Source organism: Frigoribacterium sp. AC759 (genome assembly GCF_979256015.1).
Genome location: NZ_CEEDMT010000005.1, coordinates 93,026 through 119,098 on the forward strand (window position 1 = coordinate 93,026; position 26,073 = coordinate 119,098).

Annotated in this window: 22 protein-coding genes; 6 read left to right on the forward strand and 16 right to left on the reverse strand. The window is 71.8% G+C overall.

What is annotated here, in order from left to right; genetic code table 11:
• Nucleotides 1–704: 704 nt before the first annotated feature.
• Complete coding sequence (locus tag ACZ6JE_RS06835; RefSeq protein WP_464318531.1) at nt 705–1,871, reverse strand: cysteine desulfurase family protein; 1,167 nt, start codon at nt 1,869–1,871, stop codon at nt 705–707.
• Nucleotides 1,872–1,974: 103 nt separating this feature from the next.
• Here ACZ6JE_RS06835 and glgX point away from each other — a divergent pair, with 103 nt between their 5' ends.
• The gene (glgX, locus tag ACZ6JE_RS06840) at nt 1,975–4,002 is read left to right on the forward strand and encodes a glycogen debranching protein GlgX (protein WP_464318532.1); all 2,028 of its coding nucleotides are present in this window, start codon (nt 1,975–1,977) and stop codon (nt 4,000–4,002) included.
• Nucleotides 4,003–4,012: 10 nt separating this feature from the next.
• Complete coding sequence (locus ACZ6JE_RS06845; RefSeq protein ID WP_464318533.1) at nt 4,013–4,699, forward strand: DUF1294 domain-containing protein; 687 nt, start codon at nt 4,013–4,015, stop codon at nt 4,697–4,699.
• A gap of 453 nt (nt 4,700–5,152) precedes the next feature.
• Here the strand turns inward: ACZ6JE_RS06845 and ACZ6JE_RS06850 are convergent, their stop codons facing one another.
• The 5 genes from ACZ6JE_RS06850 to ACZ6JE_RS06870 are packed head-to-tail and all read right to left on the reverse strand — an operon-like array spanning nt 5,153 to nt 9,132.
• A complete protein-coding gene (locus ACZ6JE_RS06850; protein ID WP_320479064.1) occupies nt 5,153–5,812 on the reverse strand; it encodes a signal peptidase I in 660 nt (219 codons plus the stop codon).
• Nucleotides 5,809–6,987, reverse strand: a complete 1,179-nt coding sequence (locus ACZ6JE_RS06855) for a hypothetical protein (protein ID WP_464318534.1) — start codon at nt 6,985–6,987, stop codon at nt 5,809–5,811. Before ACZ6JE_RS06855 ends, ACZ6JE_RS06850 begins: the two co-directional genes overlap by 4 nt.
• On the reverse strand, nt 6,978–7,913 hold the full coding sequence (locus ACZ6JE_RS06860) for a hypothetical protein (protein WP_464318535.1): 936 nt from the start codon (nt 7,911–7,913) through the stop codon (nt 6,978–6,980). Before ACZ6JE_RS06860 ends, ACZ6JE_RS06855 begins: the two co-directional genes overlap by 10 nt.
• Nucleotides 7,910–8,515 (reverse strand): TasA family protein, encoded by a 606-nt coding sequence (locus ACZ6JE_RS06865; RefSeq protein WP_320478163.1) that lies wholly within the window; start codon nt 8,513–8,515, stop codon nt 7,910–7,912. Before ACZ6JE_RS06865 ends, ACZ6JE_RS06860 begins: the two co-directional genes overlap by 4 nt.
• A gap of 41 nt (nt 8,516–8,556) precedes the next feature.
• The gene (locus tag ACZ6JE_RS06870) at nt 8,557–9,132 is read right to left on the reverse strand and encodes an alternate-type signal peptide domain-containing protein (protein WP_192058280.1); all 576 of its coding nucleotides are present in this window, start codon (nt 9,130–9,132) and stop codon (nt 8,557–8,559) included.
• A gap of 378 nt (nt 9,133–9,510) precedes the next feature.
• Here ACZ6JE_RS06870 and ACZ6JE_RS06875 point away from each other — a divergent pair, with 378 nt between their 5' ends.
• Together ACZ6JE_RS06875 and glgB are read left to right on the forward strand one after the other, a co-directional pair.
• Nucleotides 9,511–11,511, forward strand: a complete 2,001-nt coding sequence (locus tag ACZ6JE_RS06875) for a maltotransferase domain-containing protein (RefSeq protein ID WP_192058282.1) — start codon at nt 9,511–9,513, stop codon at nt 11,509–11,511.
• A gap of 11 nt (nt 11,512–11,522) precedes the next feature.
• Nucleotides 11,523–13,826 (forward strand): 1,4-alpha-glucan branching protein GlgB, encoded by a 2,304-nt coding sequence (gene glgB, locus ACZ6JE_RS06880; RefSeq protein ID WP_464318536.1) that lies wholly within the window; start codon nt 11,523–11,525, stop codon nt 13,824–13,826.
• Between the two features lie 151 nt (nt 13,827–13,977).
• On the opposite strand, the gene ACZ6JE_RS06885 is transcribed toward glgB, so the two are convergent.
• Entirely contained in the window at nt 13,978–14,967 is a 990-nt protein-coding gene (locus tag ACZ6JE_RS06885) for a tetratricopeptide repeat protein (protein ID WP_464318537.1), read from the reverse strand.
• Nucleotides 14,964–16,739 carry a DUF8094 domain-containing protein gene (locus ACZ6JE_RS06890; protein WP_464318538.1) on the reverse strand — a complete coding sequence of 592 codons (1,776 nt, stop codon included), beginning with the start codon at nt 16,737–16,739 and terminating at the stop codon, nt 14,964–14,966. The genes ACZ6JE_RS06885 and ACZ6JE_RS06890 overlap by 4 nt, the downstream gene beginning before the upstream one ends.
• A 256-nt stretch (nt 16,740–16,995) precedes the next feature.
• Between ACZ6JE_RS06890 and ACZ6JE_RS06895 the strand changes: the two genes are divergently transcribed.
• Nucleotides 16,996–18,846 (forward strand): DivIVA domain-containing protein, encoded by a 1,851-nt coding sequence (locus ACZ6JE_RS06895; protein WP_464318539.1) that lies wholly within the window; start codon nt 16,996–16,998, stop codon nt 18,844–18,846.
• Nucleotides 18,847–18,900: 54 nt separating this feature from the next.
• Nucleotides 18,901–19,959, forward strand: a complete 1,059-nt coding sequence (locus tag ACZ6JE_RS06900) for an AI-2E family transporter (RefSeq protein WP_243214606.1) — start codon at nt 18,901–18,903, stop codon at nt 19,957–19,959.
• Nucleotides 19,960–20,047: 88 nt separating this feature from the next.
• Here the strand turns inward: ACZ6JE_RS06900 and ACZ6JE_RS06905 are convergent, their stop codons facing one another.
• The 8 genes from ACZ6JE_RS06905 to tsf all read right to left on the reverse strand — a co-directional run bounded on the left by ACZ6JE_RS06905 (nt 20,048) and on the right by tsf (nt 26,054).
• Complete coding sequence (locus ACZ6JE_RS06905; protein WP_464318550.1) at nt 20,048–20,755, reverse strand: alpha/beta hydrolase; 708 nt, start codon at nt 20,753–20,755, stop codon at nt 20,048–20,050.
• 44 nt (nt 20,756–20,799) lie between these two features.
• Nucleotides 20,800–21,102, reverse strand: coding sequence for a hypothetical protein (locus ACZ6JE_RS06910; RefSeq protein WP_192058295.1), 303 nt, complete (start codon nt 21,100–21,102; stop codon nt 20,800–20,802).
• A 125-nt stretch (nt 21,103–21,227) separates the two neighbouring features.
• Nucleotides 21,228–21,905, reverse strand: a complete 678-nt coding sequence (locus ACZ6JE_RS06915) for an aggregation-promoting factor C-terminal-like domain-containing protein (protein ID WP_464318540.1) — start codon at nt 21,903–21,905, stop codon at nt 21,228–21,230.
• Between the two features lie 255 nt (nt 21,906–22,160).
• On the reverse strand, nt 22,161–22,724 hold the full coding sequence (locus tag ACZ6JE_RS06920) for a DivIVA domain-containing protein (protein WP_464318541.1): 564 nt from the start codon (nt 22,722–22,724) through the stop codon (nt 22,161–22,163).
• A gap of 55 nt (nt 22,725–22,779) precedes the next feature.
• Complete coding sequence (locus tag ACZ6JE_RS06925) at nt 22,780–23,778, reverse strand: phosphatidate cytidylyltransferase (protein WP_464318542.1); 999 nt, start codon at nt 23,776–23,778, stop codon at nt 22,780–22,782.
• Nucleotides 23,779–24,297 (reverse strand): ribosome recycling factor, encoded by a 519-nt coding sequence (frr, locus tag ACZ6JE_RS06930; RefSeq protein ID WP_197981716.1) that lies wholly within the window; start codon nt 24,295–24,297, stop codon nt 23,779–23,781.
• A 72-nt stretch (nt 24,298–24,369) separates the two neighbouring features.
• Nucleotides 24,370–25,089, reverse strand: a complete 720-nt coding sequence (gene pyrH, locus ACZ6JE_RS06935; protein WP_192058301.1) for a UMP kinase — start codon at nt 25,087–25,089, stop codon at nt 24,370–24,372.
• Nucleotides 25,090–25,226: 137 nt separating this feature from the next.
• Nucleotides 25,227–26,054, reverse strand: coding sequence for a translation elongation factor Ts (gene tsf / locus ACZ6JE_RS06940; protein WP_192058304.1), 828 nt, complete (start codon nt 26,052–26,054; stop codon nt 25,227–25,229).
• Nucleotides 26,055–26,073: the final 19 nt, after the last annotated feature.

The following is a 26,073-nucleotide window of genomic DNA, read 5'->3' on the forward strand; positions in this document are numbered from 1 at the left end:
CCGCCCCGCGGCGTCTCGGGGGGTGGGGCCCGGTGCTGTGGATGGCCCGAGCATCGCGCCCCCTGTGGAGGACGCGCGTCGGCTGCCCGCGCCGCCCCCGCCGCATCGAAGTGACGCGAAGCGGGCCCTCCGAGCCGCACAGGCCCCGCTTTGCGTCACCTCGATGAACGGGGCGCGGCGAAGCCGTACCGCTAACCCCGCACACCACGTCGAGGTGACCCGAAACGCGCCCTCCGCACCGCAGAAGGCCCGCTTCGCGTCACCTCGATTGAACGCGCGGCGACGCCGCGATCCGCTCCCCACGCGCGCCACGTCCAGGTGACGCGAAACGCGCGTTTTCAGACGCACAAGGCCCGCTCAGCGTCACCTCGACGAACGGCGCAAAAAGACGACCCTCTCCGCACCCCGAGCGCTACGTCCATGTGACTCGAAACGCGCCTTTCGAGCCGCAGAAGGCCCGCTTCGCGTCACATCGATGAACGGGGCGCGGCGACGCCGTACAGCGAACCCCGCACACCACATCGAAGTGACGCGAAACGGGCCCTCCGAGCCGCACAGGGCCCTCTTCGCGTCATTTCGATGGAGCCCGCGGCGATGCGGCACCGCGCGCACCCCGCACACCACGTCGAGGTGACGCGAAACGCGCCCTCCGAGCCGTGAGAGGCCCGCTTCGCGTCACCTCGATGAAGCGGCGCAGCGCAGCGCTACCGCGCGCCGAGGGCGGGCGCGCGGTCGGCGTAGCCCGCGCGTCCGGCCCGCGCGACCGCGTCCGGCAGCGCCGCGAGCAGAGCGTCGACGTCGGCCGCGGTCGACGTGTGCCCCACGGTCATGCGCAGGGCGCCGCGTGCTTCGTCGTCGCTCAGCCCCATCGCCAGCAGCACGTGCGACGGCTCGGGGATCCCCGCCTGGCACGCCGACCCGGTCGACACGCTCACCCCGGCGGCGTCGAGCAGGAACAGCAGCGAGTCGCCCTCGCACCCCTCGAACGTGAAGTGCGCGTTGCCGGGCAGCCGGTCGACGGGATCGCCGCGCAGCACCGCCCCCGGCACCGCCTTGCGCACCCCGTCGATCAGCCGGTCGCGCAGCGGCGCGTAGTCGACATGCGGCTGCTCGGCCGCGACGGCGAAGGCCACGGCCGCCGGGGCGTCCTGTGTGCCCGAACGCACCTGCCGCTGCTGCCCGCCGCCGTGGATCAGGGGGACGACCGTCGCCGCCCGTGACAGCACGAGCGCGCCGATGCCGATCGGGCCGCCGATCTTGTGGGCGCTGACGCTGAGTGCGGCGAGCCCCGACGCGCCGAAGTCGATCGGCACCTGCCCGTACGCGGCCACGGCGTCGGAGTGCACCGGCACCCCGTGCGCCCCGGCGAGCGCCACCACCTCGGATACCGGCTGCATCGTGCCGACCTCGTTGTTGGCCCAGAGCAGGCTGACGAGCGCCACGTCGTCGTGGGCGTCGAGCGCCTCGGCGAGCGCGTCGAGGCGCACCCGGCCGACGGCGTCGAGCGGGATCCACGTGACGACGGCGCCCTCATAGCGCTCGAGCCATTCGACGGTGTCGACCGTGGCATGGTGCTCGCCGGCGGCGACGAGGAGGCGCGGGCGGGGTCGATCGGACTGCCGCGCCCACCAGAGGCCCTTGACGGCGAGGTTGACCGACTCGGTGCCGCCCGAGGTGAAGACGACCTCGATGGGTTCGCAGCCGAGGGTCGCCGCGACGCGCTCGCGGGCCTCTTCGAGCACGCGCTTGGCGTTCTGGCCCGCGCTGTGGATCGACGAGGGGTTGCCGACCGCGCCGAGGGCCTCGGTGTACGCCGCGATGGCGGCCGGGTGCATCGGCGTGGTGGCGGCGTGGTCGAGGTAGACGGTCATGTCGGTTCTTCGAGCATCGAGGGCGGGCGAGGGTCGGCGCGGGAGGGCGCAGGCAGGAGGCGCGGGTCGAGCCGGTGCCGACCCGTCATCTACTGTAAGTGCCGTGTCCGACATCGACCCCCTGCGCGACCTCGGCCTGCCCCAGGGCCCCGAGGGGCCGACCCTCCGGGTGTGGTCCGCCTCGGCCACCCGCATCGACCTCGTGATCGACGACGCGCCGCACGACCGCGTCGTGCCGCTGACCCGAGGCGACGGCGACGTGTGGAGCGCGACCGACCCCTCACTTACGCCCGGCCGCCGGTACTGGCTCCAGGCCGACGGCCCCTCGGGCGGCGGCGACGCCTTCGACCCGTCGCTCGAGCTGCTCGACCCCTACGCCCGCGGGCTCGGCCGCACGGGGCGCGGCGGCTGGCAGTCGGCCGTCGTCGACGAGTCGTTCGACTGGGGCGGCGTCGCCAAGCCGCGCACGCCCCTCGACCGGGTGGTCGTCTACGAGGCGCACGTGCGGGGGCTGACCCGCCTGGCGCCGTTCGTCCCCGAAGAGCTGCGCGGCAGCTACGCGGGGCTCGCCGCCGAGCCGACGATCGAGTACCTGAAGTCGATCGGCGTCACCGCCGTGCAGCTGCTCCCGGTGCACCAGCACGTCGACGAGCAGCGTCTCGTCGCCCAGGGAATCGAGAACTACTGGGGCTACAACACCCTGTCGTACTTCGCTCCCCACACGGCGTACGCGAGTCGCGACGCCCAGCTGGCCGGCGCCTCCGCCGTCCTCCGCGAGTTCAAGGGCATGGTGCGGCTGCTGCACGAGGCGGGCATCGAGGTCTACCTCGACGTCGTCTACAACCACACGGCCGAGGAGGGGGCTGACGACGGCCCGATCACGAGCCTCCGCGGGCTCGACGGGTCCGGTTACTACCGGCACGACGCCGACGGCCGACCCGTCGACGTCACCGGCTGCGGCAACTCGATCGACACGAGCACCCCGGCCGCGTCGCGACTGGTGCTCGACTCGCTGCGCTACTGGGCGAACGAGGTGCAGATCGACGGCTTCCGGTTCGACCTGGCGGCGACCCTCGGCCGCGGGGCCGATCACGTCTTCGATCCCGAGCACCCCCTCCTCGCGGCGATCGTGTCCGACCCGGCGCTCGAGGGCGTGAAGATGATCGCCGAGCCGTGGGACGTCGGGATGGGCGGCTGGCAGACGGGCGCGTTCCCCCACGGCTGGATCGAGTGGAACGACCGGTTCCGCAACCGCACCCGCGAGTTCTGGCTGACCGACGTCGCGGCCGCGCGGGCGAACGGCCTGCCGCCCTCGGGTCTCGGCAGCTTCGCCTCGAAGCTCAGCGGCTCGAGCAACATCTTCGCCCACGAGCGGGGGCCGCTCGCCGGGGTCGGCTTCGTCACGGCGCACGACGGGTTCACGCTGCTCGACCTCGTGTCGTACGACGCGAAGCACAACCTGACCAACGGAGAGGGCAACCGCGACGGCACCGACGACAACAGATCGTTCAACCACGGCATCGAGGGCCACAGCGACAACCCCTGGATCTCGGACGCCCGCCGGCGTTCGATGCGGAACCTGCTCGCGACGCTCTTCGTCTCGGCGGGCATCCCGATGCTGACGGCGGGCGACGAGCGCGGACGCACCCAGCACGGCAACAACAACGGCTACTGCATCGACAGCGAGCTGACCTGGGTCGACTGGTCGGACGAACCGTGGCAGGTCGCGCTCCGCGACGACGTCGCCGCGCTCGCCCGGCTGCGGGCCGAGAACCCCGCGCTGCGGCCCGTCCGGTTCGGCGTCGACGGGGCCTGCACCCTGAGCGCCACCCAGATGTCGTGGCATTCGGCCTCGGGCGCCGAGATGCAGCCCGGCGAGTGGAACGACGCGGCGGTGCGCACGCTCCAGTACCTGGCCACCTCGACCCCGGAGCACGAGGCGCCGAACAGCGTGCTCGTCGTCGTGCACGGCGCCGAGACGATCATCGAGGTGACCCTGCCGACCGTCGACGGCGTGGAGGGCTACGAGCCCCTCTGGTCGAGCGACGACCGCCGACTGCCCGACGCCGGCCGACCGGGCGAGACGGTGTCGATCTCGGGCCCGACGGTCGTCGTGTACCGCGTCGGCTAGGGCGGCTGCCGTGTCGGAACGTCGCATCGAGGGCACGCTGACGAGCTGGAACGACGACCGCGGCTTCGGGTTCCTCACCCCGGACGCGGGCCACGGCCGGGTCTTCGTCCACATCACGGCCTTCAGCGGCGGATCTGCGCGACCGCGCGTCGGCGAGCGGTACTCGTACGCGGTCGACCGCCACGGCGACCGCGGGCCCGAGGCGGTGAGAGTGGCTCCCTCGGGCACGACCTGGTCGGCGCCGCGCGCCCGACCCGCGCGCCCCTCCTCGCGGGGTCGTGTCGCCGCCGCCGGGGCCGTCGTCGTCGCGCTCGCCCTGACCGTCGTCGCCCTGTGGCCGATCGCCGGCGTGTGGTCCACCGGGTCGCCGGCCGGGACAGCCGACGTGTGGTCGCTCGGTCCGCCGGCGCTGGCGGGTCGCCTCGCCGTCGTCGGGACCGTCGCACTGCTGAACCTCGCGACCGCCGTCGCCTACGCCGTCGACAAGCGGGCCGCCCGACTGGGGCTCCGGCGGATCCCCGAGCGGAGCCTGCTGCTCTGCGGTCTGCTCGGCGGCTGGCCGGCCGCCGTCGTCGCACAGCAGCTGCTGCGGCACAAGACGGGCAAGCCCGCGTTCCGGCGCGTGTTCGCCGCGACCGTCGCCCTGAACCTCGTCGCCGTGGCGGCCGTCGCCGCAGCCTTCACAGCGATCGCCTGAGCCGCGGCCGACGCGGCGAGAGCGGCCAACGCAGCGAGAACGGCGAGCGCGGCCAGCGCGGCGAGCGCCCGAGTCACGGCAGCCGGGTCGGGAGCACCGCACGCACGGGCACCGGCGGCGACCGGACCGGTTCGGGCCGGGTCCGGGCGCGCGCCGTCGCTCGTCGTGTTCGTCGTCGCACGCGACGGCCTCGGGTCCGGGCCGTCGTTGCATCCGGCGGGGTGTCAGCAGTGCGACACCGCCGATCGACGGGCGCCGGGCTCTCGGGGCGGATGTCGCCCCGGGCGGGCAGGCCGCGTCGTCGTCCCCGACTGTAGCGGTCCCCCAAACGGCCGACAAGCACGTCCGGTCGCGCACTCGCACCCCAATCCGGGGGGTCACCCCGAGACAGCTCGGACGACCGGTGGCACGACCCCGACTCGACCATCGGACGACCATCGATCGACCGTCGGATCAGCTCTCGGATCGACCCTCGGAGGACCCTGCGGACCGCCCCTCGGACGCACCCTCGGACGCGTCCTCGGACCGGCCGGCCGACCGCCGCCCGCGACCCCGCCCGCGCCGCCGCTCCGCGCGATGCGCGACGAGACCCGAGGTGATCATGTACCCGGCGTAGCCGAAGAGGGCGACCGCCAGCAGGGGCACGATCCAGGCCCGCGCCTGACCGTTGACGGCCTGGTTCACGAAGCCGAGCCACGGGACGCTGTACCAGAGGGTGCCGCGCACCTGGACGGGCAGCACGGCCTTCTCGTCGGCGGCGGAGTTGTTGTCGCCCTTCGTCACGAACGACGTGGTGCCGTCCGACGCCGACACGATCTCGATCACCCGGTGGCTGATCACCTCGGGCCGACCGGACTCGATCTGATACGTCATGACATCGCCGACCCGCACATCCTCGGTGGACGTCGGGCGGACGACGAGCAGCGTCCCCGGCGGGAGGCTCGGCTCCATCGAGCTCGTCAGCACGGTCAGAGGCGTCGACCCGGTCGCCTTGGGCACGATGACGAGCAGCACGGCGAGCGCGACGACGACCAGCAGCAGCCCCGCGCTGAGCCCGACGCCGATGCTGTGCAGCAGCCCCCGTTCCGCCGAGGAGGCGCGGCGCGCGGTCACAGACGCCTCCGGTCGGTCATGCGGGGCCCTCCGACGAGCAGGCTCGGCGCCTCGACGGGGTGCTCGCCCGAGTCGGCCCGGTCGCCGGCGTCGTCCGCGTCGCCGCGGTCGCGGCGACGACGACGCCCGAGGGCGACGTACCCGCCGCCGAGCAGGGCCAGCACGCCCACGGCGATCGGCAGCCACTCCCCCGGCAGCGGGACGCTGACGAACGGGATCGCTCCAGCGACGGCATCCGAGCCCTCGTCCGCCGTCGCACCGCCGTCACCGCCCTCCCCGCCGGAGGCGGCCTCGATCGAGACCGCCCCGGTCGCCGGTCTCACGGCACTCGTCACGGAGCCCGACGATGCGGATCCGGCTGACGTCGAGCCGCCGGTCGCAGCGGAGCGCGCCTCCTGGTCGTCCACCCGGTCGCCGGCCGGCCCGCCGCCCGATCCGGTCTCCGAACCGCCGGTCGAGACGCACGGATCCAGCGTCTCGCCGCCCTGACCGGTGAGCGTGACGAGCACGGTGACTCCGACGGACTGCGCCGCCGATGCCTCGGATGCGTCCGCCGCGAGCCGCAGGGCCACGGTGATCGGCGCCTCCTCACCGGCCGGCAGCAGGGTCGAGGGCATGACCACCGAGCACGACGGGGAGTCGAGGGTGACGAGCGGCACGGCCTGCGCGACGGGCGCGGCAGCGGCGACGGGCGCCTCCTCGACCAGCGGCAGCACGGACGGCGAGCCGTCGAGCGCGACGCCGTCCGGCTCCGCCTCGCCGCCGAGCGTCTCGCCGTCGACCGCATCGCCGTCGTCGAGCCCCGAGGCCCACGCCGTCACGGACACGTCCCGGGCGAACTCGGTCGTCGAGGAGGTGATCCCGACGATGCGGGCGCCGAGCATGGCCGGCTCCGAGGTCGTGTTCTTGACCCAGAAGGTGCCCGAGGTCGAGCCGCCGGGCACGAGCGGCAGGCCGTCGGCGAACAGCCCGGAGTCGAGACGGGCCTGCCAGAGCCGCCCGTCGTCGCTCACCATCAGCCGTGGCGCGGAGGCCGTGCTCGAGGCGGATGCCGCCCCGGTGGCGCGTGCCGCGGCGAGAGACGGCAGCGCGACGGCGCCGGCGACGGTGAGCGACACCAGCAGGGCCGCCCCGATCGTCGCCCTACGGAGCGCGGGCCGCCCGATCACGGGCACTGGATGTTCCTCAGGCCGTTCGGGTCGTAACCGCCCACGACCACGCCGGTGGCCGCGATCGCCCCCGGCGCACCGTTCACGACGACGCGGATGTCGACGGTGATCGGCCCGTCGCCGTACGGGTCCTTCGGCAGCGTCTCGCGGGTGAAGCCGAACTCGGGGTAGTGCCCGGTCTCGGTCGCCGTGCCGACCCGGGTCGAGCCGACGAACGAGCCGTACGTCGTCTCGAGAGGGCGATCGGACGGGTCGAAGTGCAGGCGGGCGTAGTAGATGTCGGTGGTCGAGCAGGTCGCCGTCTTGCGGGGCGCGACCGTGTTGTTCTGCACGAAGCTCCGCTGCTGCGGGGAGGCGGTCCACGAACCGGTGGCGAGGGTCGCCCGCAGCACCGGGGTGACGCGACCGAGGGGCGAGGTCGTCGACGTGGACGAGCGGATGCACCAGGCGGCCGAGGCGCCGGCGGCGAGCGAGCCCGTCAGACGAGGAGGCGCGGACCAGGTCCCCGAGACCGACCCCGACCCGACCGCGGCGGACGCCGTGCACGAGGCGCCCGCGGTCGAGCCGCGAGGCACGGGCCAGGCGACGACGGAGACGGAGGCGGCGAGGTCGGCGGAGCTGCCCGAGGCGAGCGACCCGGTGGTCGAGTAGTCGGCGTCGACGGTGCCGGTGTTCGTGAACGACCAGGTTCCCGTGATCGCCGGCACCGACGCCGTGTAGTCGCGCTGCAGCGAGGTCGGGTCGGTCGTGCTGAGCGCCACGGCCCCCGTCGCCGCCTTCGTGGAGACCGGCGCGCTCGTCGTCCAGAGGGCGACGGCGGCGCCCCCGGCGGCGAGGGTCGAGCCGATGACGACGCCGGCCACGACGGCGAGCGCGAGACGCCGACCGGCGGCGACGGGCCGACGGCGGCGCTGAGCGCGACGGCCGGTCACGGAGCGACCTGCGTACCGGCCAGCACGAAGCCGACGGGGGCGCTCTTCGACTGGACGGTGGCGGGAGCGTCGGAGTCGAGGGTGAGGACGAGGCACCCCGTGAGGGACTGACCGGCGGGCAGCGTCGTCCAGGACGAGCCCGTGTCGAGGCTCGCCGCACGGGCCGAGGTGCCGGCCGTCGTGATCGTGCACGCGGTGCCGCTCCGCAGCACGGCGGCGGTGGCACGCAGCTCGCCGACCACCGCGGCGTCGGTCGACGTCGGCGCGGTGCCCGTGAGACGCAGGGCGAGGGGGACGGTGCCGGTGTTCCTGGCGATGAAGGTGCCCGAGACCGAGCGCCCGGGGCCGAGCTTCGCGACGTCGAGGGCCGACACGCTGGTCACCGCGACCCCGGCCGAGCCGGAGGTCACGACCGACGCCGACGTGGTGGCCGAGGTGCCGAAGAGGGCGTAGGTGCCGCCGGCGGTCGCGACGATCGCCAGCAGTCCGATCACGACGATCCCGGTCGCGGACCACAGCGGACGCACGAGACCACCGAGGCCGCGGGCGCCGCGGACGGGCTCGGCGCGGTGACGACGCTGCGTCGTCCCGTGTCGGCTCATCGCGCGGCTCCCGTCTCGGTGGTGGTCGTGATCGTATGGGATCAGGCGATGGCGCGCTGCTTGAGCGTGAAGGTCAGCTTGCTGAGGTCGAGGGTGCCGTTCATGCTCGCGGCGCCGTCGGTGGCCTGCGGCAGCTCGACGACGAAGGTGACGACGGCGGTGGTGCTCCCGGCCGCGACGGGGCGGACGACGAAGCTGCCGGCGGTCGCGGTGTCGGCGGTGACGCCGGCGGGCAGGGCCGACGAGCCGGCGGCGCTCGAGACGCCCATGGTGGTCACGGCGACGTTCTTGAGCGAACCGGTGATGGAGGCGGCCGAGTAGGTGAGGTCGGCGACGAGGTCGTTGCCCGACGCGTCGATCTTCATGGTCTGCGTGAAGCGGAGCTTGTTGCCGGGGACGATCTTGAACTGCGACACGTCGGAGATCGCGGCGTTCCGGCCGTTCGTGATGTCCGTCCAGGTGCCCGTCCCGCTCGGCGTCAGCGCCAGCGTGCCCGAGGTGACGCTCGCCGCGGCGACCTCGGTGTTGGCGTTCCACAGCGCGAAGGTGCCCGCGCCGCCGAGGAGGAGGGCGATACCGGCGGCAGCGGCGATGGAGCCTTTGACGAGCTTGTTCATGACGATCCGATCAGCCCTCGGGAGGGCGCGACGAGCACCGCGGGCGGCGTCCGTCGGGAGGACGCGCCCAGCGGGGCGGGTGAGAGGGGGAACCGGTCGGTGACGACCGGAGTCTGTGTCGGCGGCGCCGGGCTCTCGGTGGGATGACCGGGCGGGCAGGCCGTGCTGACTCGTACGACACTAGCGGTCCCCCAAAGTGCGGACACGGCGATTTATGCATATGCACTGACCCAGAACGGGGGGCAAAACGAACGCGGCGGTCTGTCCCCACCGGTGCGGACATGATTCTGTACCCCGAAAGGTCCTCTTCAGGTGATCTCGGGGGACGCCGCCCATCACCAGGGCCGACCCCGCCTCAGACCGGGTAGCGTCGCTGGCGTGTCGACTGCATACGAGCCCAAGGTCGGACGGATCCCCGTCACGGCACTGACCCCGACCACCCCTGACCGGGTGTTCCCGACGAAGGCCTTCTCGGGCGAGGTGGTGCCGTTCGGCGCCACCGTGTTCCGCGAAGGCCACGATCTGATCGGTGCCGACCTCCTCCTGGTCGATCCGAACGGTGCGACGACGAGGCACCCGCTCACCGCGGGCATCCCCGGCACCGACCGCTGGACGACCGAGGTCCAGCTGGAGATCGAAGGCGACTGGACCTGGCAGGTCGAGGCCTACACCGACGACTGGGCCACCTGGCTGCACACGGCCGAGATCAAGATCCCCGCCGAGATCGACGTCGACGTCACCTTCGCGCTGGGCAGCGAGCTGCTGACCGCGGCGATCGACGACTACCCCGAGACGGTCCTCGTCCGCGACGCGGCCACGGCCCTCGGCAACCCCTCCCTCTCGGCCGGCGCGCGCCTCCGGGTGGCTACCGACCCGCGCCTCGCCGCCGTCTTCGCGAGCAAGCCGCTCGCCAGCCTCCGCACCCGCAGCGGCACCGAGACCCTGCGCGTCGAGCGGAGCCGGGCCGGGCTCGGCAGCTGGTACGAGTTCTTCCCCCGCAGCGAGGGCGCGAAGAAGCAGGAGGACGGCAGCTGGAAGAGCGGCACGTTCCGCACGGCGGCCCGCCGACTGCCCGCGATCAGCCGCATGGGCTTCGACGTCGTGTACATCCCGCCCGTGCACCCCATCGGCACCACGTTCCGCAAGGGGCCGAACAACACCCTGACGGCCGGGCCCGACGACCCGGGATCGCCCTACGCCATCGGCTCGCCCGACGGCGGGCACGACGCCATCCACCCCGAGCTCGGCACGGTCGCCGACTTCCGCTGGTTCGTCGAGGCCGCGAAGAACAGCGGCCTCGAGCTCGCCCTCGACCTCGCGCTGCAGTGCTCGCCCGACCACCCCTGGGTCGCCGAGCACCCCGAGTGGTTCACGACCCTGCCCGACGGCACGATCGCGTACGCCGAGAACCCGCCGAAGAAGTACCAGGACATCTACCCCCTGAACTTCGACAACGACTACGACGGTCTCAGCCGCGAGGTGCTCCGCATCGTCCGCTACTGGATCGACCTCGGCGTGACCATCTTCCGCGTCGACAACCCGCACACGAAGCCGGTCCGCTTCTGGGAGTGGCTGCTGCACGAGATCCGCGGCACGAACCCCGAGGTGGTGTTCCTGTCGGAGGCGTTCACCAAGCCCGCCATGATGCAGGCGCTCGCCCAGGTCGGATTCCACCAGTCGTACACGTACTTCACCTGGCGCAACGAGAAGTGGGAGCTAGAGGAGTACCTCACCGAGCTGTCGAAGGAGACGAGCGGTTGGCTCCGACCCAACCTCTTCGTCAACACCCACGACATCCTCACCCCGTACCTGCAGTACGGCGGCCCGTCGGCGTACAAGATCCGTGCGGCGATCGCCGCGACGGCGTCGCCGACCTGGGGCGTCTACTCGGGCTACGAGCTCATCGAGGACGTCGCGCGCCCCGGCAGCGAAGAGAACATCGACAACGAGAAGTACGAGTTCAAGCCGCGTGACTGGGCCGCCGCCGAGGCGGCCGGCGCCTCGATCGCGCCGTACCTCACCCAGCTGAACCGCATCCGCGCGTCGCACCCCGCGCTGCGTCAGCTGCGCAACCTCGAGGTCCACTCGAGCGACGACGACGCCGTGCTCGTCTACTCGAAGTACCTGTCACGCGCCCACACCCGCAGCGGTCGCGCCGACGCCGTGATCGTCGTCGCCAACGTCGACCCGCACTCGGCCCGCGAGACCACCGTGCACCTCGACGTGACGAAGTTCGGCCTGACCCCCGGCGGCACGTACACGGTCCGAGACCTGATCACCGGCCAGTCGTGGACGTGGGGCGACGACAACTACGTCCGCCTCGACGCCTTCGTCGAGCCCGTGCACGTCTTGACCGTCGACCTCAACCGCGCACCGTAGGAGCACCCGAGATGACCTCCCCCTTCACCCCCGCGCCCGCGGAGGACCCGACGCCCGCCGACGTCCCGGTCGACCTGACCGTCGAGCAGACGCCGTCGGAGCAGACGCCCGCCGCGCAGGAGCCCGCCGCGCAGGAGCCCGTCGAGCAGCCCACCGTGGCGCCGACCGCACCCGACCTCGACGACGCCGAGGTCGCAGCCGCCGCGGAGGGTCGTCACGGCCACCCGCACGCGCTGCTCGGCGAGCACACCCGCGACGGGGTGACCGTCGTTCGCGTAGTCCGACCGCTGGCCGCCACGGTCACGGTGACCGGCGCCTCCTCGGAGGTCGTGACCCTCGAGCACGTGGGCCACGGACTCTGGCAGGGCGTCGCCGACGCGCCGCTCGGCGGCTACGAGATCGAGGCGAGCTACGAAGGAGGCGCGCCCTGGGTCGCCGACGATCCGTACCGCTTCTCCCCCACGGTCTCCGAGCTCGACCTCTACCTGTTCGGCGAGGGCCGCCACGAGCAGCTCTGGAACGTGCTCGGCTCGCACGTCCGCGAGCACGACGGCGTCACCGGCACCTCGTTCGCCGTCTGGGCCCCGCACGCGCACGCCGTCCGTGTGATCGGCGAGCTCAACGGCTGGTACGGCGCGCTGCACGCTCTGCGTCGCCTCGACGGCAACGGCGTGTGGGAGATCTTCGTGCCCGGTGTGACCGAGGGCGCGTACAAGTACGAGATCCTCACGCCCGACGGCGTCTGGGTCGAACGCGCCGACCCGATGGCGCGCCGGTCGGAGGTCCCCCCGGCCACCGCCTCCCTCATCACCCGCTCGGAGCACACCTGGTCGGACGACGCGTGGCTCGAGAAGCGCGCCGCGAGCGACCAGCACGCCGGCCCGATGAGCGTCTACGAGATGCACGTCGGCTCGTGGCGTCCGGGGCTCGGCTACCGCGAGCTGGCCGACCCGCTGGTCGACTACGTCACGGCCCTCGGCTTCACGCACGTCGAGTTCATGCCGCTCGCGCAGCACCCGTTCGGCGGCTCGTGGGGCTACCAGGTGACCGGCTACTACGCGGCGCAGAGCACCTACGGCTCGCCCGACGACCTGCGCTACCTGATCGACCGCCTGCACCAGGCGGGCATCGGCGTGATCATGGACTGGGTGCCCGGGCACTTCCCGAAAGACGAATGGGCCCTGGGCAACTTCGACGGGCGCGCCGTCTACGAGCACTCCGACCCGCGTCGCGGCGAGCAGCCCGACTGGGGCACGCTCGTCTTCAACTTCGGCGACTCGCAGGTGCGCAACTTCCTGGTCGCGAACGCCCTGTACTGGCTCGAGGAGTTCCACATCGACGGACTGCGCGTCGACGCCGTCGCCTCGATGCTGTACCTCGACTACAGCCGCAACGACGGCGAGTGGCTGCCCAACGAGCACGGCGGCCGCGAGGCCACCGAGGCGATCTCGTTCCTGCAGGAGGCGAACGCCACCGCCTACAAGCGCCACCCCGGCATCGTGATGATCGCGGAGGAGAGCACCAGCTGGCCCGGCGTCTCGCGTCCGACCAGCGAGGGCGGCCTCGGCTTCGGTCTGAAGTGGAACATGGGCTGGATGCACGACACCCTCGACTACGTCGAGAAGGACCCGATCCACCGCTCGTACCACCACGGCGAGATCACCTTCTCGTTCCACTACGCCTGGAGCGAGAACTTCATGCTGCCGATCTCGCACGACGAGGTCGTCTACGGCAAGGGCTCGCTCATCGAGAAGATGCCCGGCGACGACTGGCAGAAGCGAGCCAACCTGCGCGCCTACCTCGCCTACATGTGGGGCCACCCCGGCAAGCAGCTGCTCTTCATGGGCTCCGAGTACGGTCAGCCCACCGAGTGGAGCCAGGAGGCCGGTCTCGACTGGTCGGTGCTCGACCGCCACGAGCACCAGCAGATCTTCGACCTCGTCTCGAAGCTGAACAGCGTGTACCGCGCCGAGAAGGCGCTCTGGGCGCACGACTTCGACACCGAGGGCTTCGAGTGGATCGACGGAGGCGCGGCGCAGCAGAGCGTCGTCGCCTTCATGCGGAAGTCCGGCGACGGCGAGAGCGTGGCCGTGCTCGCCAACTGGTCGGGTCAGCCCGTGCAGATGCGCTTCGGGTTCCCCGAGGCGGGCACCTGGCACGAGGTGCTCAACACCGACGCCGTCGAGTTCGGCGGCTCGGGGGTCGGCAACTACGGCTCGGTCGTCGCGACGGACAGTCCCTGGGCCGGGCGACCCGCCTCGGCGGACGTCCTGCTGCCGCCGCTCGGGGTGCTCTGGCTCAAGCGCCGCCCCTGAGTCCCGAGGCGGCGGGGTCGTGACGACCCGCGCCTCCTCGGAACCGCTCGCGACAGCGGAAGGCCCCCGTCCGGTTCTCGGACGGGGGCCTTCATCGTTCTCACGGCACCGGCGCCCTGGTCGGCGTCTGGGGTCGGCGTCTGGGGTCGGCTCAGTAGAGCAGCATCGTCAGGCGGCGGCGTGCGGCGACGACCCGGGGGTCGTCGGCCCCGATGATCTCGAAGTACTCGAGGAGGCGCGCGCGGGCCCGATCACGCCCCGCAGCGTCCTGCGTCGGGAACACGGTGAGCACCCGGTCGAACGCGTCGTCGACATGTCCGCCGCTCACGTCGAGATCGGCCACGGCGAGCTGCGCGTCGAGATCCGCCGGGTCGGCCGCCGCCGCCTCGCGGACCTCGGCCAGAGTGACCCCCTGCAGACGGGCGATCAGCGACACCTGCGCGAGACCGGCGACGGCCAGCTGGTCGCGGGGGTCCTGCGCGATGGCCGTCTTGTAGGCCGCGATCGCCGCGTCGTAGTCGCCGCGGTCGATGGCGTCGTAGGCGTCCTGGTGGTGCGGGGGCAGCGGCTCGGGCTCGGGCTCGGGCGCCTCGCCCTCCACGTCGGGGGCGCCGTCGACGACCGCCCGGCCGGTCACGCCGTTCTGAGCGGCGAGCTCGAGCACCTGCTCGAACGCGTCGCGCACCTGCGCCTCGGGGAGGGCCCCGACGAACAGCTGCACGGGTCGACCGCCGACCACCGCGGCGACCGCGGGGATGGACTGCGCCTGGAACGCCTGGGTCAGCTGGGGGTTCGCATCGACGTCGACCTTGGCGAGCACGAGACGACCGGCGTACTCGGTCACCAGCTTGTCGAGCACCGGCGAGAGCTGCTTGCACGGCCCGCACCACTCGGCCCAGAGGTCGACGATGACGGGCACCGTGTTGCTCAGCTCGAGGAACTGCGCGAAGGTCTCGTCGGTCGCGTCGATCACGAGCGACGGGACGCCCACGGTGGCAGCGGCCCCGCCGTCGGGGGCGCCGGGTGCTCCCCCGGTCGCGGGCGCCGGTCGGCCGGCACCGCCCGCGGAGGGCCGCTCGACGAGCGACGACAGGTCGACGGCTCCGCGGAGACCGGCGGGCAGAGGGGGGACGTTGGTCATGGCAGCTCCTTAGCGCTGATGAGGGCCTGGCTGAATCCGAGGAGGACGATCTTCTGGTCGCTGCCCACGGCGGGCACCGAGAAGAGCAGCTCGACGCCGTAGGTCGCCTCGATGCCCTTCGTCGTCTTCTCGATGCCGGTGAGGGTCTTGACCGCACCGGCCGGGTTGACCTCGGCCCCCTCGGCGGTGGGCTTGACGGTCTCGACCTCGTTCAGGGCGACGGACACGATGGCACCGGCGTCGTTCGTCGCGAACGCGACGGCCGGGTCGTCGTCGGGGTTCGAAGCGAAGTCGATCGACGCGGTCTCGGGCAGGGCCTCACGTTTGGCGTCTTTGTAGGGCTTGCCGATCTTCTCGCGCAGGGTGTCGCCCTCCGGCTCGAAGAGCGGCGCGTACTCGCTCTCGTCGCCGTTGGCGAGGATGTCGCCGTAGGCGGTGGCGAGCTGGTCCGGCTGCAGGGTCAGGAGCTTGACGTCGGGCGAGAGCCGGGCGGCGCCGATGCTGGCGGGCGCGACCGTGGGAGGCGTGGCCCCGGCCTCGAGGCTGGTCAGGTACTCGACCTGGTAGTTGGCCCGCGCCTCCTCTTGCACGAGGGTGAGCGCGATGGGCGCCACGGCCGTGTCGTCGGACTGGACGATGGCGAAGACGCTGCGGGGCCAGGTGTCGGCCTGCTGGGGCAGGGTCAGGGTGACGTCGCCCTCGGGGATGGCGATGGGCTCGGCGGCGGCCGCGTCTTTGTCGCGCAGGGCGTAGTTGGCCTCGCGCTGGGCCAGGGCCGGCCCGGTGAAGCGGGTGGCGGCGAGCTCGGCGTCGAGGGTCCCGTCGGCCTGCGAGGCCACGGCGGAGATGCGCTGCACGATGCGCTCGGCCTGCGCCACGCTGACGACCGGGGGCTGCAGGTCGTCCTGCTCGTCGTCGGACGCGGCGCCGGTGCTCGTCGGGGTGGGCGTCGCGGACGGACCCGACCCGGTGCCCCCGACGGCGCTCGGCCAGTAGTCGGGGGTGCAGCCGGAGAGCGCCAGGGCCCCCACCAGCACGACCGGCACGATCGCCACGGAACGGCGGATCGCTCGACGGTCGCCCGCGCCGCCGTCGCCGATGCTCGACGGTTCGCGCCGCGTCCGACGGGTCGGACGGAGGGGCTTGCCCTGACCGGAGCGCCGGCGCGGACCGCGGTTGCGGCGGTGGTGGGCGATCGCCCAGATGTAGAGCAGCACGCCGATCAGCAGCATGAGGAGACCACCGGCGATCAGCGGACCGGCCATGGGCGTCGCCGTCGAGAGCGGCCAGGTCACCCGGATCGTGTCGGGTGCCGGCGCGGCGCCGTCGGACACGACGACGAGGGAGACGTCGTCGGGGGCGTCGAGGGAGAAGGTCGGGTCGGCCCCGGCGTACTCGGCGTTCCAGAGGTCGGAGTCGGCGGGGCTCGGGACGTCGGCGGTGTCGCCGTCGACCACCGTGCTGACGAGTTCGCCGCTCGTCTCGTCGAACGACACCTCGTTGTAGGCCGAGTCGCCGACCCAGCCGAGGACGTCGGAGGTGCGGCCCGTGGCGGCGAAGGCCGTGTCGGCACCCGAGATGCTCACCGTCTGGCGGCCGTCGTGACCGTGCAGCGCCTCGGAGGGCACGACGGTGATGCGGGCCTCGGAGTCGGAGGTCGAGACCGTCGACGAGACGCTGGGAGGTGGCGCGAAGACGGTCCGCTGAGCGAAGCCCAGGGCCACCATGAGCGCCGCCAGGACGACGACGAACACTGCGACGATGAAACGCACGTTTCTCTCCCTCCGTGCCACCATCCCGGTCGGGTCGCGACGAACCGCTCGGGACGGCCACGCCGGCGCGGGCCTGGCCGGATGGCCGGGCGCGGCAGCAGATTTTAAGACGGCTCAGCGTATCCGAAAAGACCTGGGAGGCGCGTGACCGACGAGAAGTCATCTCAGGCCGGGTGGCGACCACTCCCTCGCCCGCTAAAATCGTCGGGTCCGGGCCGAGCGATCTCGTTCCCGCCGCCGAGCAAGAGGAGACACCGTGGCCGCTGACGAATCGGAATTCGGGACGGAACTCCGCGGGTACCGCAAAGAAGAGGTCGACCGCGCGTTGGGCGACCTGCGGCGCGAGCTGATCAAGTCGAACACCGACCGCGCCGAGACGGTCGACGACCTCAAGCGTCTGCAGAGTCGCCTCGACGAGCTGCAGTCCGAGCTCGACGAGGCCGGCACCCCGACCTACGCCGGTCTCGGCAGCAAGCTCGAGCAGACCCTGCGCCTCGCCGAGCAGCAGGCCACCCGACTCGTCAGCCAGGCCGACATCGACGCCGAAGAGCTGCGACGCTCGTCGACGACCGAGGCCGAACGACTCGTCGCCGACGCCACCGAGCGCGCCGACGCCGTGCTGGGCGACGCCAGGGGTCGCGCCGCCGCCCAGATCGACGAGTCCCGTGCCGACGCCGACCGCATGGTCGCCCGAGCCCGCAACGAGGCCCGCTCGCTCCTCCAGGAGGCGCAGCGCGACTCGTCCGCCATGCGCGGCGCCGCGGCGACCGAGGCCGCCGAGAACGTGTCGACCGCCCGCCACGAGGCCGCCGCGCTCCGCGCCGACGCCGAACGGGACGTCGCCGAGCAGCGCGACATCGTCGGCCGCGAGGTCGCCGAGGCCCGTGCCGACGCCGCCGAGCTGGCCCGCACCACGGCCGAGACCCGCGCCCTCTTCATCAGCGACAGCGAACGCCAGCGCGCCGACCTCGACCGCGAGGGCGACACGCTCCGCGCCGAGCTCGCCCGTCTCGACGAGACCACCCGCGCCGAGCTCGAGGTCGAGGTGACCACCCGTCGCGCCGATCTCGAGCGTGAGATCACCGGCGCTCGCGCCGACCTCGACGACGACGTCGCGAACCGTCGCGCCGAACTCGACCGGGACATCGCCGAGCAGCGCGCCGAGCTGGCCCGCCACGTCTCCGAGACGCGCGCGGCGCTCGAGCGCGAGGTGGACGCCGGCCGCGACGACCTGAGCCGCGAGGTCGAGACGACCCGCGCCTCCTTGGCGACCGAGGCCCTCGAGATGCGAGCCGGGCTCCAGCTCGAGATCGAGACCGCCCGTGCGGAGCTCGAGCGCGAGGCCCGAGCCGCCCGCGACGAGATCGAGCTCGACCGCACCACGACCCGCGACGAGATCGAGCGCACCACCGTCGAGACCCGTGAGCGCCTGGCCCGCGACGTCCAGCAGCAGGCCGAGCGACTCGAGCGCGACGCCGCCGAGCACCGGGCGCAGGTCGAGGCCGAGACGGCGAACGCCCGTGCCGACCTCGACGCCGAGGTGGCTGAGAGCCAGGCGCGGCTGTTCGACGACGAGGAGGCGCAGCGCGCACGACTCGAGAACGAGGCGGAGACGACCCGCGCCCGGCTCGCCGCCGAACGCGACCGCGCCGAGGCGCTCGTCGCCCGCGAGACGGACGAGGCCCGGACGGCTCTCGCGCTCGAACGGACGACCCGACTCGACGAGCTCGAGCGCGACCTCGTCGCCCGACATCAGGCGGCCGTCGCCGAGACGCAGAACTACCTGGACGACGCTCACTCGCAGCTCGACGAGGCCCGGCAGCGCGCCGTCGACGTGCGCCGCGAGGCCGACGAGCTCGAGCGCTCGTCTCACGACCACGCCAAGACGGTGCGCAGCGAGGCCGACTCGACCGCGCACGAGGTGCTGACCAACGCCGAGGTGCGCAGTCGCGACATCGTGACGGAGGCCGAGAACAGGGCCCGCGACCTCGTCTCCGACGCCGAGCGCCGGCTCTCGGAGCTGCGGGAGGAGCGCGACGCGGTCGCCTCGTACCTCGAGAACCTCCGCGCGATGTTGAGCGAAGCCGCGAAGGTTGCGCCAGAGTAGTCACGCGGCGGTCCCGTGCTGAACGACTCCGCCGCCCAAGAGGAGTAAGCCCGCGTGAAGATCCACAATCCGTTCCGGCTGGGCCTCCTGGCCGGGCTCGGCGTGCTCGTCGCCCTGGTGATCGGCGGTGCCGTCAGCGAGCTGTCCACGATCATCACGTACGTGGGCGCCGCGCTGTTCATCGCCCTCGGTCTCGACCCGATCGTGTCGTGGCTCGAGAAGCGGCGCGTCCCTCGGACCCTCGCGATCACCCTCGTCATGGTCGCCCTGCTGGGCGCCGTCGTCGGCGTCGTCTTCGCCATCGTCCCGGTGATCGTGAGTCAGGCCACGGCGCTGATCACGAACCTCGTGACCTACCTGCAGAGCGTCACGACGCAGCAGTTCGTCGACAACCTGCAAGAGCTGGTGCCCCAGAACGTCTTCGACGTGCAGCAGGGCCTCGACTCGGTCGTGGCGTTCCTCGGCGACCCCGACAACGTGGTCACGATCGGCGGCGGGGTCCTGGCGGTCGGCGTCGCGATCGGCAACGGGCTCTTCGCGACCATCGTCGTGCTGATCCTCACGCTGTACTTCACGTCGTCGATCAACAGCGTCAAGCGCGCGGTCTACCAGCTCGTGCCGGCTTCGAAGCGCCCGAAGTTCATCGTCATCGCCGAGCAGATCGGCGACTCCGTCGGTCGCTACGTGATCGGCCAGTTCACCCTCGCCGCGATCAACGGCATCTTGAGCTTCATCTTCCTGAGCATCATCGGCGCCGAGCAGCCCGCGGTCTTCGCGGCCATCGCCTTCGTGGGGTCGGTCATCCCCCTGGTCGGCACCATCAGCGGCTCGGCGATCATCGTGCTGGCCCAGGTCGCCCTGCTGCCCGATTCGCCCTCGACGTGGATCACCGCCGCCGTCTACTACCTCGTCTACATGCAGATCGAGGCGTACCTCCTCAGCCCGCGCATCATGCGCCGTGCGGTCAGGGTGCCCGGGGTGATCGTGGTCATCGCGGCGCTCGTCGGCGGCACGCTGCTCGGAGTCCTCGGGGCACTGATCGCGATCCCCTTCGCCGCGTCGGTGCTGCTCATCATCCGCGAGGTGCTCGTCCCCCGGCAGAACACGCTCTGACCCTGGCGAAGCCGCTGCCGCTGCCACTGCCGCTCCAGGCGCCGTGCGGTCGCACGCGCTCTGCGGTCACGTCCGCTCGGGCAGCGGCTCAGGGCCAGGTAGCGGGCAGCGGCAGCGCCTGCGGGGCGACCCGCTGCACGATCTCCGACAGCACGCGCGTGGTCTGCTTCTCGCCGACCCAGAGGTGCTTGCCGCCCTCGACGGCGACGACCTCGGCGCGGGGCACGACGGCGAAGCGGCGCCGCGCCTCCTCGGGTCGGAGGTAGTCGTCGAACTCGGGCACGACGGCGACGATCGGGGTCGCGACGTCGTTCCAGGCGGCGAGCTCGGCGTCGGTGGTGCGATGGAGGGGCGGTGACAGCAGCAGCAGACCCGCCGTCTCGACGCCGCGCCCGTGCTTCAGGGCGACCTCGGTGCCGAACGACCAGCCGACCAGCCACGGCGTGGGCAGACCCTCTCCGTGCACGAACGCGACTGCGGCCGCGAGATCGGCGGCCTCGGCGATCCCCTCGCCGAATTCGCCCTCGGACCGCCCCCTCGGCGATGACACGCCACGGAAGTTGAAGCGCAGCACCGCGAGGTCGGCCAGGGCGGGGAGGCGCGCGGCGGCCTTGCGGATCACGTGAGAGTCCATGAACCCGCCCGCCGTCGGCAGCGGATGCAGGGCGACAAGCGTGCCGACCGGTGGGCGGTCGGTGGGAACGGACAGCTCGCCGACGAGGCGGAGACCGTCGTCGGTGCGGAGTTCGACGTCGCGACGGCGCGCGGGCAGCAGGACGCCGCCCCGCACCTCGATGGACCCGGTCGGGTCGGTCGCGTCGGTCGAACGGGTCGGGTCGGTCACGAGATCCTCCAGCAGTGGGTGTGCCAATGACGACGGGACGCCAGGTCGTCGGCGTCGCCGAAGAGCCCGTCGGCACGCCAGACGACGACGTGCGCCGTGCCGGGGGCGACGATCAGCGAGCAGCCGGGGCAGACGTACTCTTTGACGGACGACGACGCACCGATGGACTGGACGGTGAACGACCTGCCGTGTCGGGTCTCGACCACCGCGCCGCCCCGGATCGCCCTGGTGATGTCGTTCGCGGGCTCGTCAGGTCGACGTGTGTCGCGAGGGCGTCGCGGTCGATTGCTTCGGGGCATGACCACCACCGTATCGCGGCGGGGCGGTCGGCATCGTCAGAGTCCGGCCGCGGGTTCCAGCGGCTGAGCCGCTGCCGGTGCCGCCCTGGTGCCCCGGACGACCCGTCCGGTGCACGGGGACGGGATCAGTACCAGTTGACGGCCTGCGAGTGCGACCAGGCGCCGCAGGGCGATCCGTAGACGCCCGAGATGTAGTTGAGGCCCCAGGTGATCTGCGTCGCGGGGTTCGTCTGCCAGTCGGCACCGGCAGTCGCCATCTTGCTGCCGGGCAGCGACTGCGGGATGCCGTAGGCGCCGCTGGAGCCGTTGGAGGCGTAGACGTTCCAGCCCGACTCTTTGTTCCACAACGAGACGAGGCAGTCGTACTCGCCGGTGCCCCAACCACGGGCGGACACCATGCCTGCGGCGATGGCCTTCGCGCTGCCGGGATCGGGGGTACCGGCAGCGGGGGCCGGAGCCGGACTCGCGGACTTCGACGTCGACGCGGTGGAGGCGTCGGCGGCGACGGAGTCGTCAGCCTCTTCGGTCACGACCGGCTCGGGCTCGGGCGGGGGCGGAGGGGGCGGCAGGGTGACGTCGTAGCCGTCTCGATCGGCCGTGGAGGCCGACGCGCCGATGACGGAGTACGACTGCCCGGGCGCGACCAGCACGCTGGCGCCGCCGACGACGCGGGTGGTCGCCTCGGCACCGGAGATCGGGTTCACGAGCGAAGCCGAGACGAATGCGAACGACGCGACGAAGCCGCATGCCGGGAGGATGTACCGCCCCCGACGGCGCCGAGGCGCAGGGGTCGGAGCGGTCACGGCCAGACTCGACGCGGGGACCATACGGCGTGCCGCGATGGGTCTCGCGACGAGCGCCGGGTGCTCTCGAGGAGTGATGCCGGTCGTCGGAGTTGCAGCGTGCCTACCCATAAGTGGACTAAGAATAACCGAAGTCCCGGGAACTGGCCAGGACGACGTCGTGCGTGTCTCAGCGGGAGGCGATCGCCTCGGCGGGCACGGGGAAGACGGATCGTCGCGCGCAGGCCTGCGCACGGGGAGGTTCCACGGGTCGATTCAGCGGACCGCGAGCATCACGTCGACGACGGCGTCGAGCAGCACGTCGACCTGGACCTCGCGGTACCCGCCCCGCTTCGCACGGAAGACCACGGCGCGGACGTCGTCGATGCTCAGGGCCTCGCCGTCGCCGAAGTACCCCTTAAGTCTGCGGACGAAGCGGTCGACGTCGGCGGGGTGGTAGCCCTGCGTGACGATGCCGACCCGGTCGAACCGGTGGCCCGTCGGCCGATCGAGACGCGCCACGATCTCCTCCGCCGCCGAACGCGCACCCGCGAACCAGGCGGCGTCACCCTCGCCGGCGAGCGACCGTTCGCGCTCGTGACTCGCGAAGGCGTCTTCCAGGCGTTCGAGGGCCGCATCGACGTGCGACGTGGAGTAGCCGCCCTTGGCCATCGTGAAGGCCGTGCGACGGATCTGCTCGGAGTCGATCGACGTGGACCGCGTGGCGCGCGTGGGCGCCGCGCCCGAGTACGCCGCGCGGGCCTTCTCCAGGAACGACTCGACCTCGGTCACGTCGTAGCCGAGTCGACCGTGCTGAGCCATCGGGAATGTCGTCTTCACCAGACCATCATGCCGCACCGACGCCCTGGGGCCGCCTGAGCGGATGCCCCGTGCGTCAGGTGACGATGAGGTACAGGGCGTAAGCCGCGGCCGCCGAGGGCAGCGTGCTGTCGAGCCTGTCGAGGAATCCGCCGTGGCCCGGCAGCCAGGTCGAGATGTCCTTGATCCCCAGGTCGCGCTTGATGAGCGACTCGGAGAGATCGCCGATGGTCGCCGTCACGATGATCACGCCACCGAGGATGAGACCAAACCACCAGGCCTCGTCGAGCATCAGCCACGACAGCAGGACCGCCGCGATGAGACTCGCGGCGACCGACCCGGCGAAGCCCTCCCAGGTCTTCTTCGGGCTGATCCGCGGAGCCATCGGGTGCTTGCCGAACGACAGGCCCGTCGCGTAGGCCCCCGTGTCGACGGCGATCACGATGATCAGTGCTGCGAGAGTCCAGTTGGCGCCGTTCGGCTGAGCGGCCATCAGCGCCATGAAGCTGCCCAGGAACGCGCAGTAGATCTGCACGAACGCGCCGGCGCCGATGTCGCGGGCCACCGAGGAGGCGCTGGTCCGGTGCGAAGGACGCACCAGTTCGACGAGCCGCCACGCCGACACCACGAGGATGCCGCCCACCAGAGCCAGCCACTGCCCCTGTGCACCGAAGTAGAAGGCGGCGGGGACGATGGCGACACCGGCGAGGACGCTCGGCAGTCGCGGTACGTCGCGACCCGCGAAGCGGAGTGCGCTCGCGAGCTCGAAGCACAGCGAGCCGATGAGGGCCGCCGCCACGATCATGAAGAACGCCGGCTCGAAGATCAGGCTGACGAGCACGGCGCCGCCGAGACCGACGCCGACGCCGATGGCCGCGGGGAGATTGCGCCCTGTGCGGGCGGTCAGCTTCTCGTTGCGGGCACCGAGCGCGGCGCGGCGCGTGCGGAGCTGGTTCTCGAGGTCGTGACGAGCGGCCTGCGCCCTGGCATCGAAGTCGGCCCGACGGCTACCGAGGGTGGTCTTGGGGGTCGGCCCCGAATCGTCATTACGAGGGCCGTCAGGAGCGTCGCTCATCTAGACCTCGAGCAGCTCGGCTTCCTTCTTCTTCAACGCCTCGTCGATCGAGTCGATGTACCCCTTGGTCAGAGCCTCGAGGTCTTTCTCGGCACGAGCGACCTCGTCGTCGCCGACCTCGGACTTGAGAGCGTCGAGGTCGTCCTTCGACTTGCGTCGGATGTTGCGGATCTGCACCTTGGCGTCCTCGCCCTTGCTGCGCACGATCTTGACGAACTCCTTGCGGCGCTCCTGCGTCAGCTCGGGGATCGTGACACGGACGAGCGTGCCGTCGTTGGTCGGGCTCGCACCGAGGTTCGGGAAGGTCGCGATCGCCTTCTCGATCTCCTTGAGCGCCGTCTTGTCGTACGGGGTCACGATCATCGTCCGCGCCTCCGGCACCTGGAGGGATGCCAGCTGCGCCAGAGGGGTCGGGGTGCCGTAGTAGTCGACGGGGATCTTCTGGAAGAGCGCCGGGTTGATGCGCCCGGTGCGGACCTGACCGAAGTCGGTCTTGGCGGACTCGAGTGCCCGCTCCATCTTCTCGCGCGTCTCGTTCTGTACGTCGTTGATCGCCACAATGCTCCCTTGATTCGTTGTCGAGCTTAGTCGTCAGTTGCTGACGAGGGTTCCGATGCGCTCGCCACGGATGGCCCGGGCGATGTTGCCGCCGCCCTCCATGCCGAACACGTGCATGGGCATGCCGTTGTCCATGCAGAGGCTGAAGGCGGTCGAGTCGACGACCTTGAGCCCCTTGACCAGCGCCTCCTGGTAGGTCAGCGTCTCGAGCTTGACCGCCGAGGGGTCGTGGCGGGGGTCGGCCGAGTAGACGCCGTCGACCCCGTTCTTGGCGACGAGCACCTCGTCGGCGCCGATCTCGAGGGCGCGTTGGGCGGAGACGGTGTCGGTCGAGAAGTAGGGCAGCCCCGCACCGGCGCCGAAGATGACGACCCGGCCCTTCTCGAGGTGGCGCTCGGCGCGACGCGGGATGTACGGCTCGGCTACCTGGGTCATCGAGATGGCGGACTGCACGCGCGTCGCCGCGCCCGCCTGCTCGAGGAAGTCCTGCAGGGCGAGGGCGTTCATCACGGTGCCCAGCATGCCCATGTAGTCGGCCCGGCCGCGGTCCATGCCCCGCTGGCTCAGCTCGGCGCCACGGAAGAAGTTGCCGCCGCCGACCACCACGGCGATCTCGACGTCCTGGGCGGCGTCGGCGATCTCTCGGGCGATGGCGCCCACCACGTCGGGGTTGACACCCAGCTGGCCGCCGCCGAAGGCCTCGCCGGAGAGTTTGAGGAGGACCCGTCGGCGTCCGGTGATGTCTGATGTCATGTGGGGTCTCCTTCGTTCATGGCCGTAGCCAGGTTAGCGACTCGGCGCTGGACGCTGTCCGCCCGACCGGGATCGGCGGCGGACACGGAAATGGGGCCTGAGACGTATGACCGTCTCAGACCCCATCGCGTATGTGGCTAGGCGCCGACCTTGATCCGGGAGAAGCCCTGGATCTCGATGCCGGCCTGCTCGACGACCTTGGCGACCGACAGCTTGCTGTCCTTCGCGTAGGCCTGGTCGAGCAGTGCGATCTCCTTGAAGAAGCCGGTCAGGCGACCCTCGATGATCTTCGGCAGGGCTGCCTCGGGCTTGCCCTCGTTCTTCGCGGTCTCTTCGACGATGGCGCGCTCTTTCGCGACGTCGTCGGCGGGGACCTCGTCGCGCGACAGGTACGTCGGCGCAGCGAAGGCGACGTGCTGGGCGATCGAGCGGGCGGTCTCAGCGTCCGAACCGGTGTAGCCCACGACCACGCCGACCTGCGGGGGCAGGTCCTTGGAGGTCTTGTGCAGGTAGATCGCGAACTCGGAGCCCTCGACGCGAGCGACCGAGCGGAGCTCGACCTTCTCGCCCATGAGAGCCGCCTCGTCGTTGACGAACGCCTCGACGGTCTGGCCGCCGATGGCGGCCGCGTTGCCCTCTGCGGCGGTCGCCGCACCCGCGGCCGAGACGGCCTCGAGCACGGAGTCGGCCAGGGCGATGAACTTCTCGTTCTTCGCGACGAAGTCGGTCTCGCTGGCGAGCTCGATGATCGTGGCGTAGCCGGCGGAGGCCTTGGCGGCCACGAGACCCGCGGTGGTCTGACGGCCCTCGCGCTTGGCGACGCCCTTCAGTCCCTTGACGCGGAGGATCTCGACGGCCTTCTCGATGTCGCCGTCGGCCTCGACGAGAGCGTTCTTGCTGTCCATCATGCCCGCACCGAGGCGGTCACGGAGGGTCTTGACGTCAGCGGCGGTGAAGTTTGCCATGTCTGACTTCCTTTCGTGG

Coding starts and splice junctions, on each gene's coding strand:
- ACZ6JE_RS06835 (WP_464318531.1), bottom strand. CDS start 1,871: ATGACCGTCTACCTCGACCACGCCGCCACCACGCCGATGCACCCGGCC.
- ACZ6JE_RS06865 (WP_320478163.1), bottom strand. CDS start 8,515: ATGAGCCGACACGGGACGACGCAGCGTCGTCACCGCGCCGAGCCCGTC.
- ACZ6JE_RS06870 (WP_192058280.1), bottom strand. CDS start 9,132: ATGAACAAGCTCGTCAAAGGCTCCATCGCCGCTGCCGCCGGTATCGCC.
- glgB (WP_464318536.1), top strand. CDS start 11,523: ATGACCTCCCCCTTCACCCCCGCGCCCGCGGAGGACCCGACGCCCGCC.
- ACZ6JE_RS06885 (WP_464318537.1), bottom strand. CDS start 14,967: ATGACCAACGTCCCCCCTCTGCCCGCCGGTCTCCGCGGAGCCGTCGAC.
- ACZ6JE_RS06910 (WP_192058295.1), bottom strand. CDS start 21,102: ATGCCCCGAAGCAATCGACCGCGACGCCCTCGCGACACACGTCGACCT.
- ACZ6JE_RS06925 (WP_464318542.1), bottom strand. CDS start 23,778: ATGAGCGACGCTCCTGACGGCCCTCGTAATGACGATTCGGGGCCGACC.
- frr (WP_197981716.1), bottom strand. CDS start 24,297: ATGGAGCGGGCACTCGAGTCCGCCAAGACCGACTTCGGTCAGGTCCGC.
- pyrH (WP_192058301.1), bottom strand. CDS start 25,089: ATGACATCAGACATCACCGGACGCCGACGGGTCCTCCTCAAACTCTCC.
- tsf (WP_192058304.1), bottom strand. CDS start 26,054: ATGGCAAACTTCACCGCCGCTGACGTCAAGACCCTCCGTGACCGCCTC.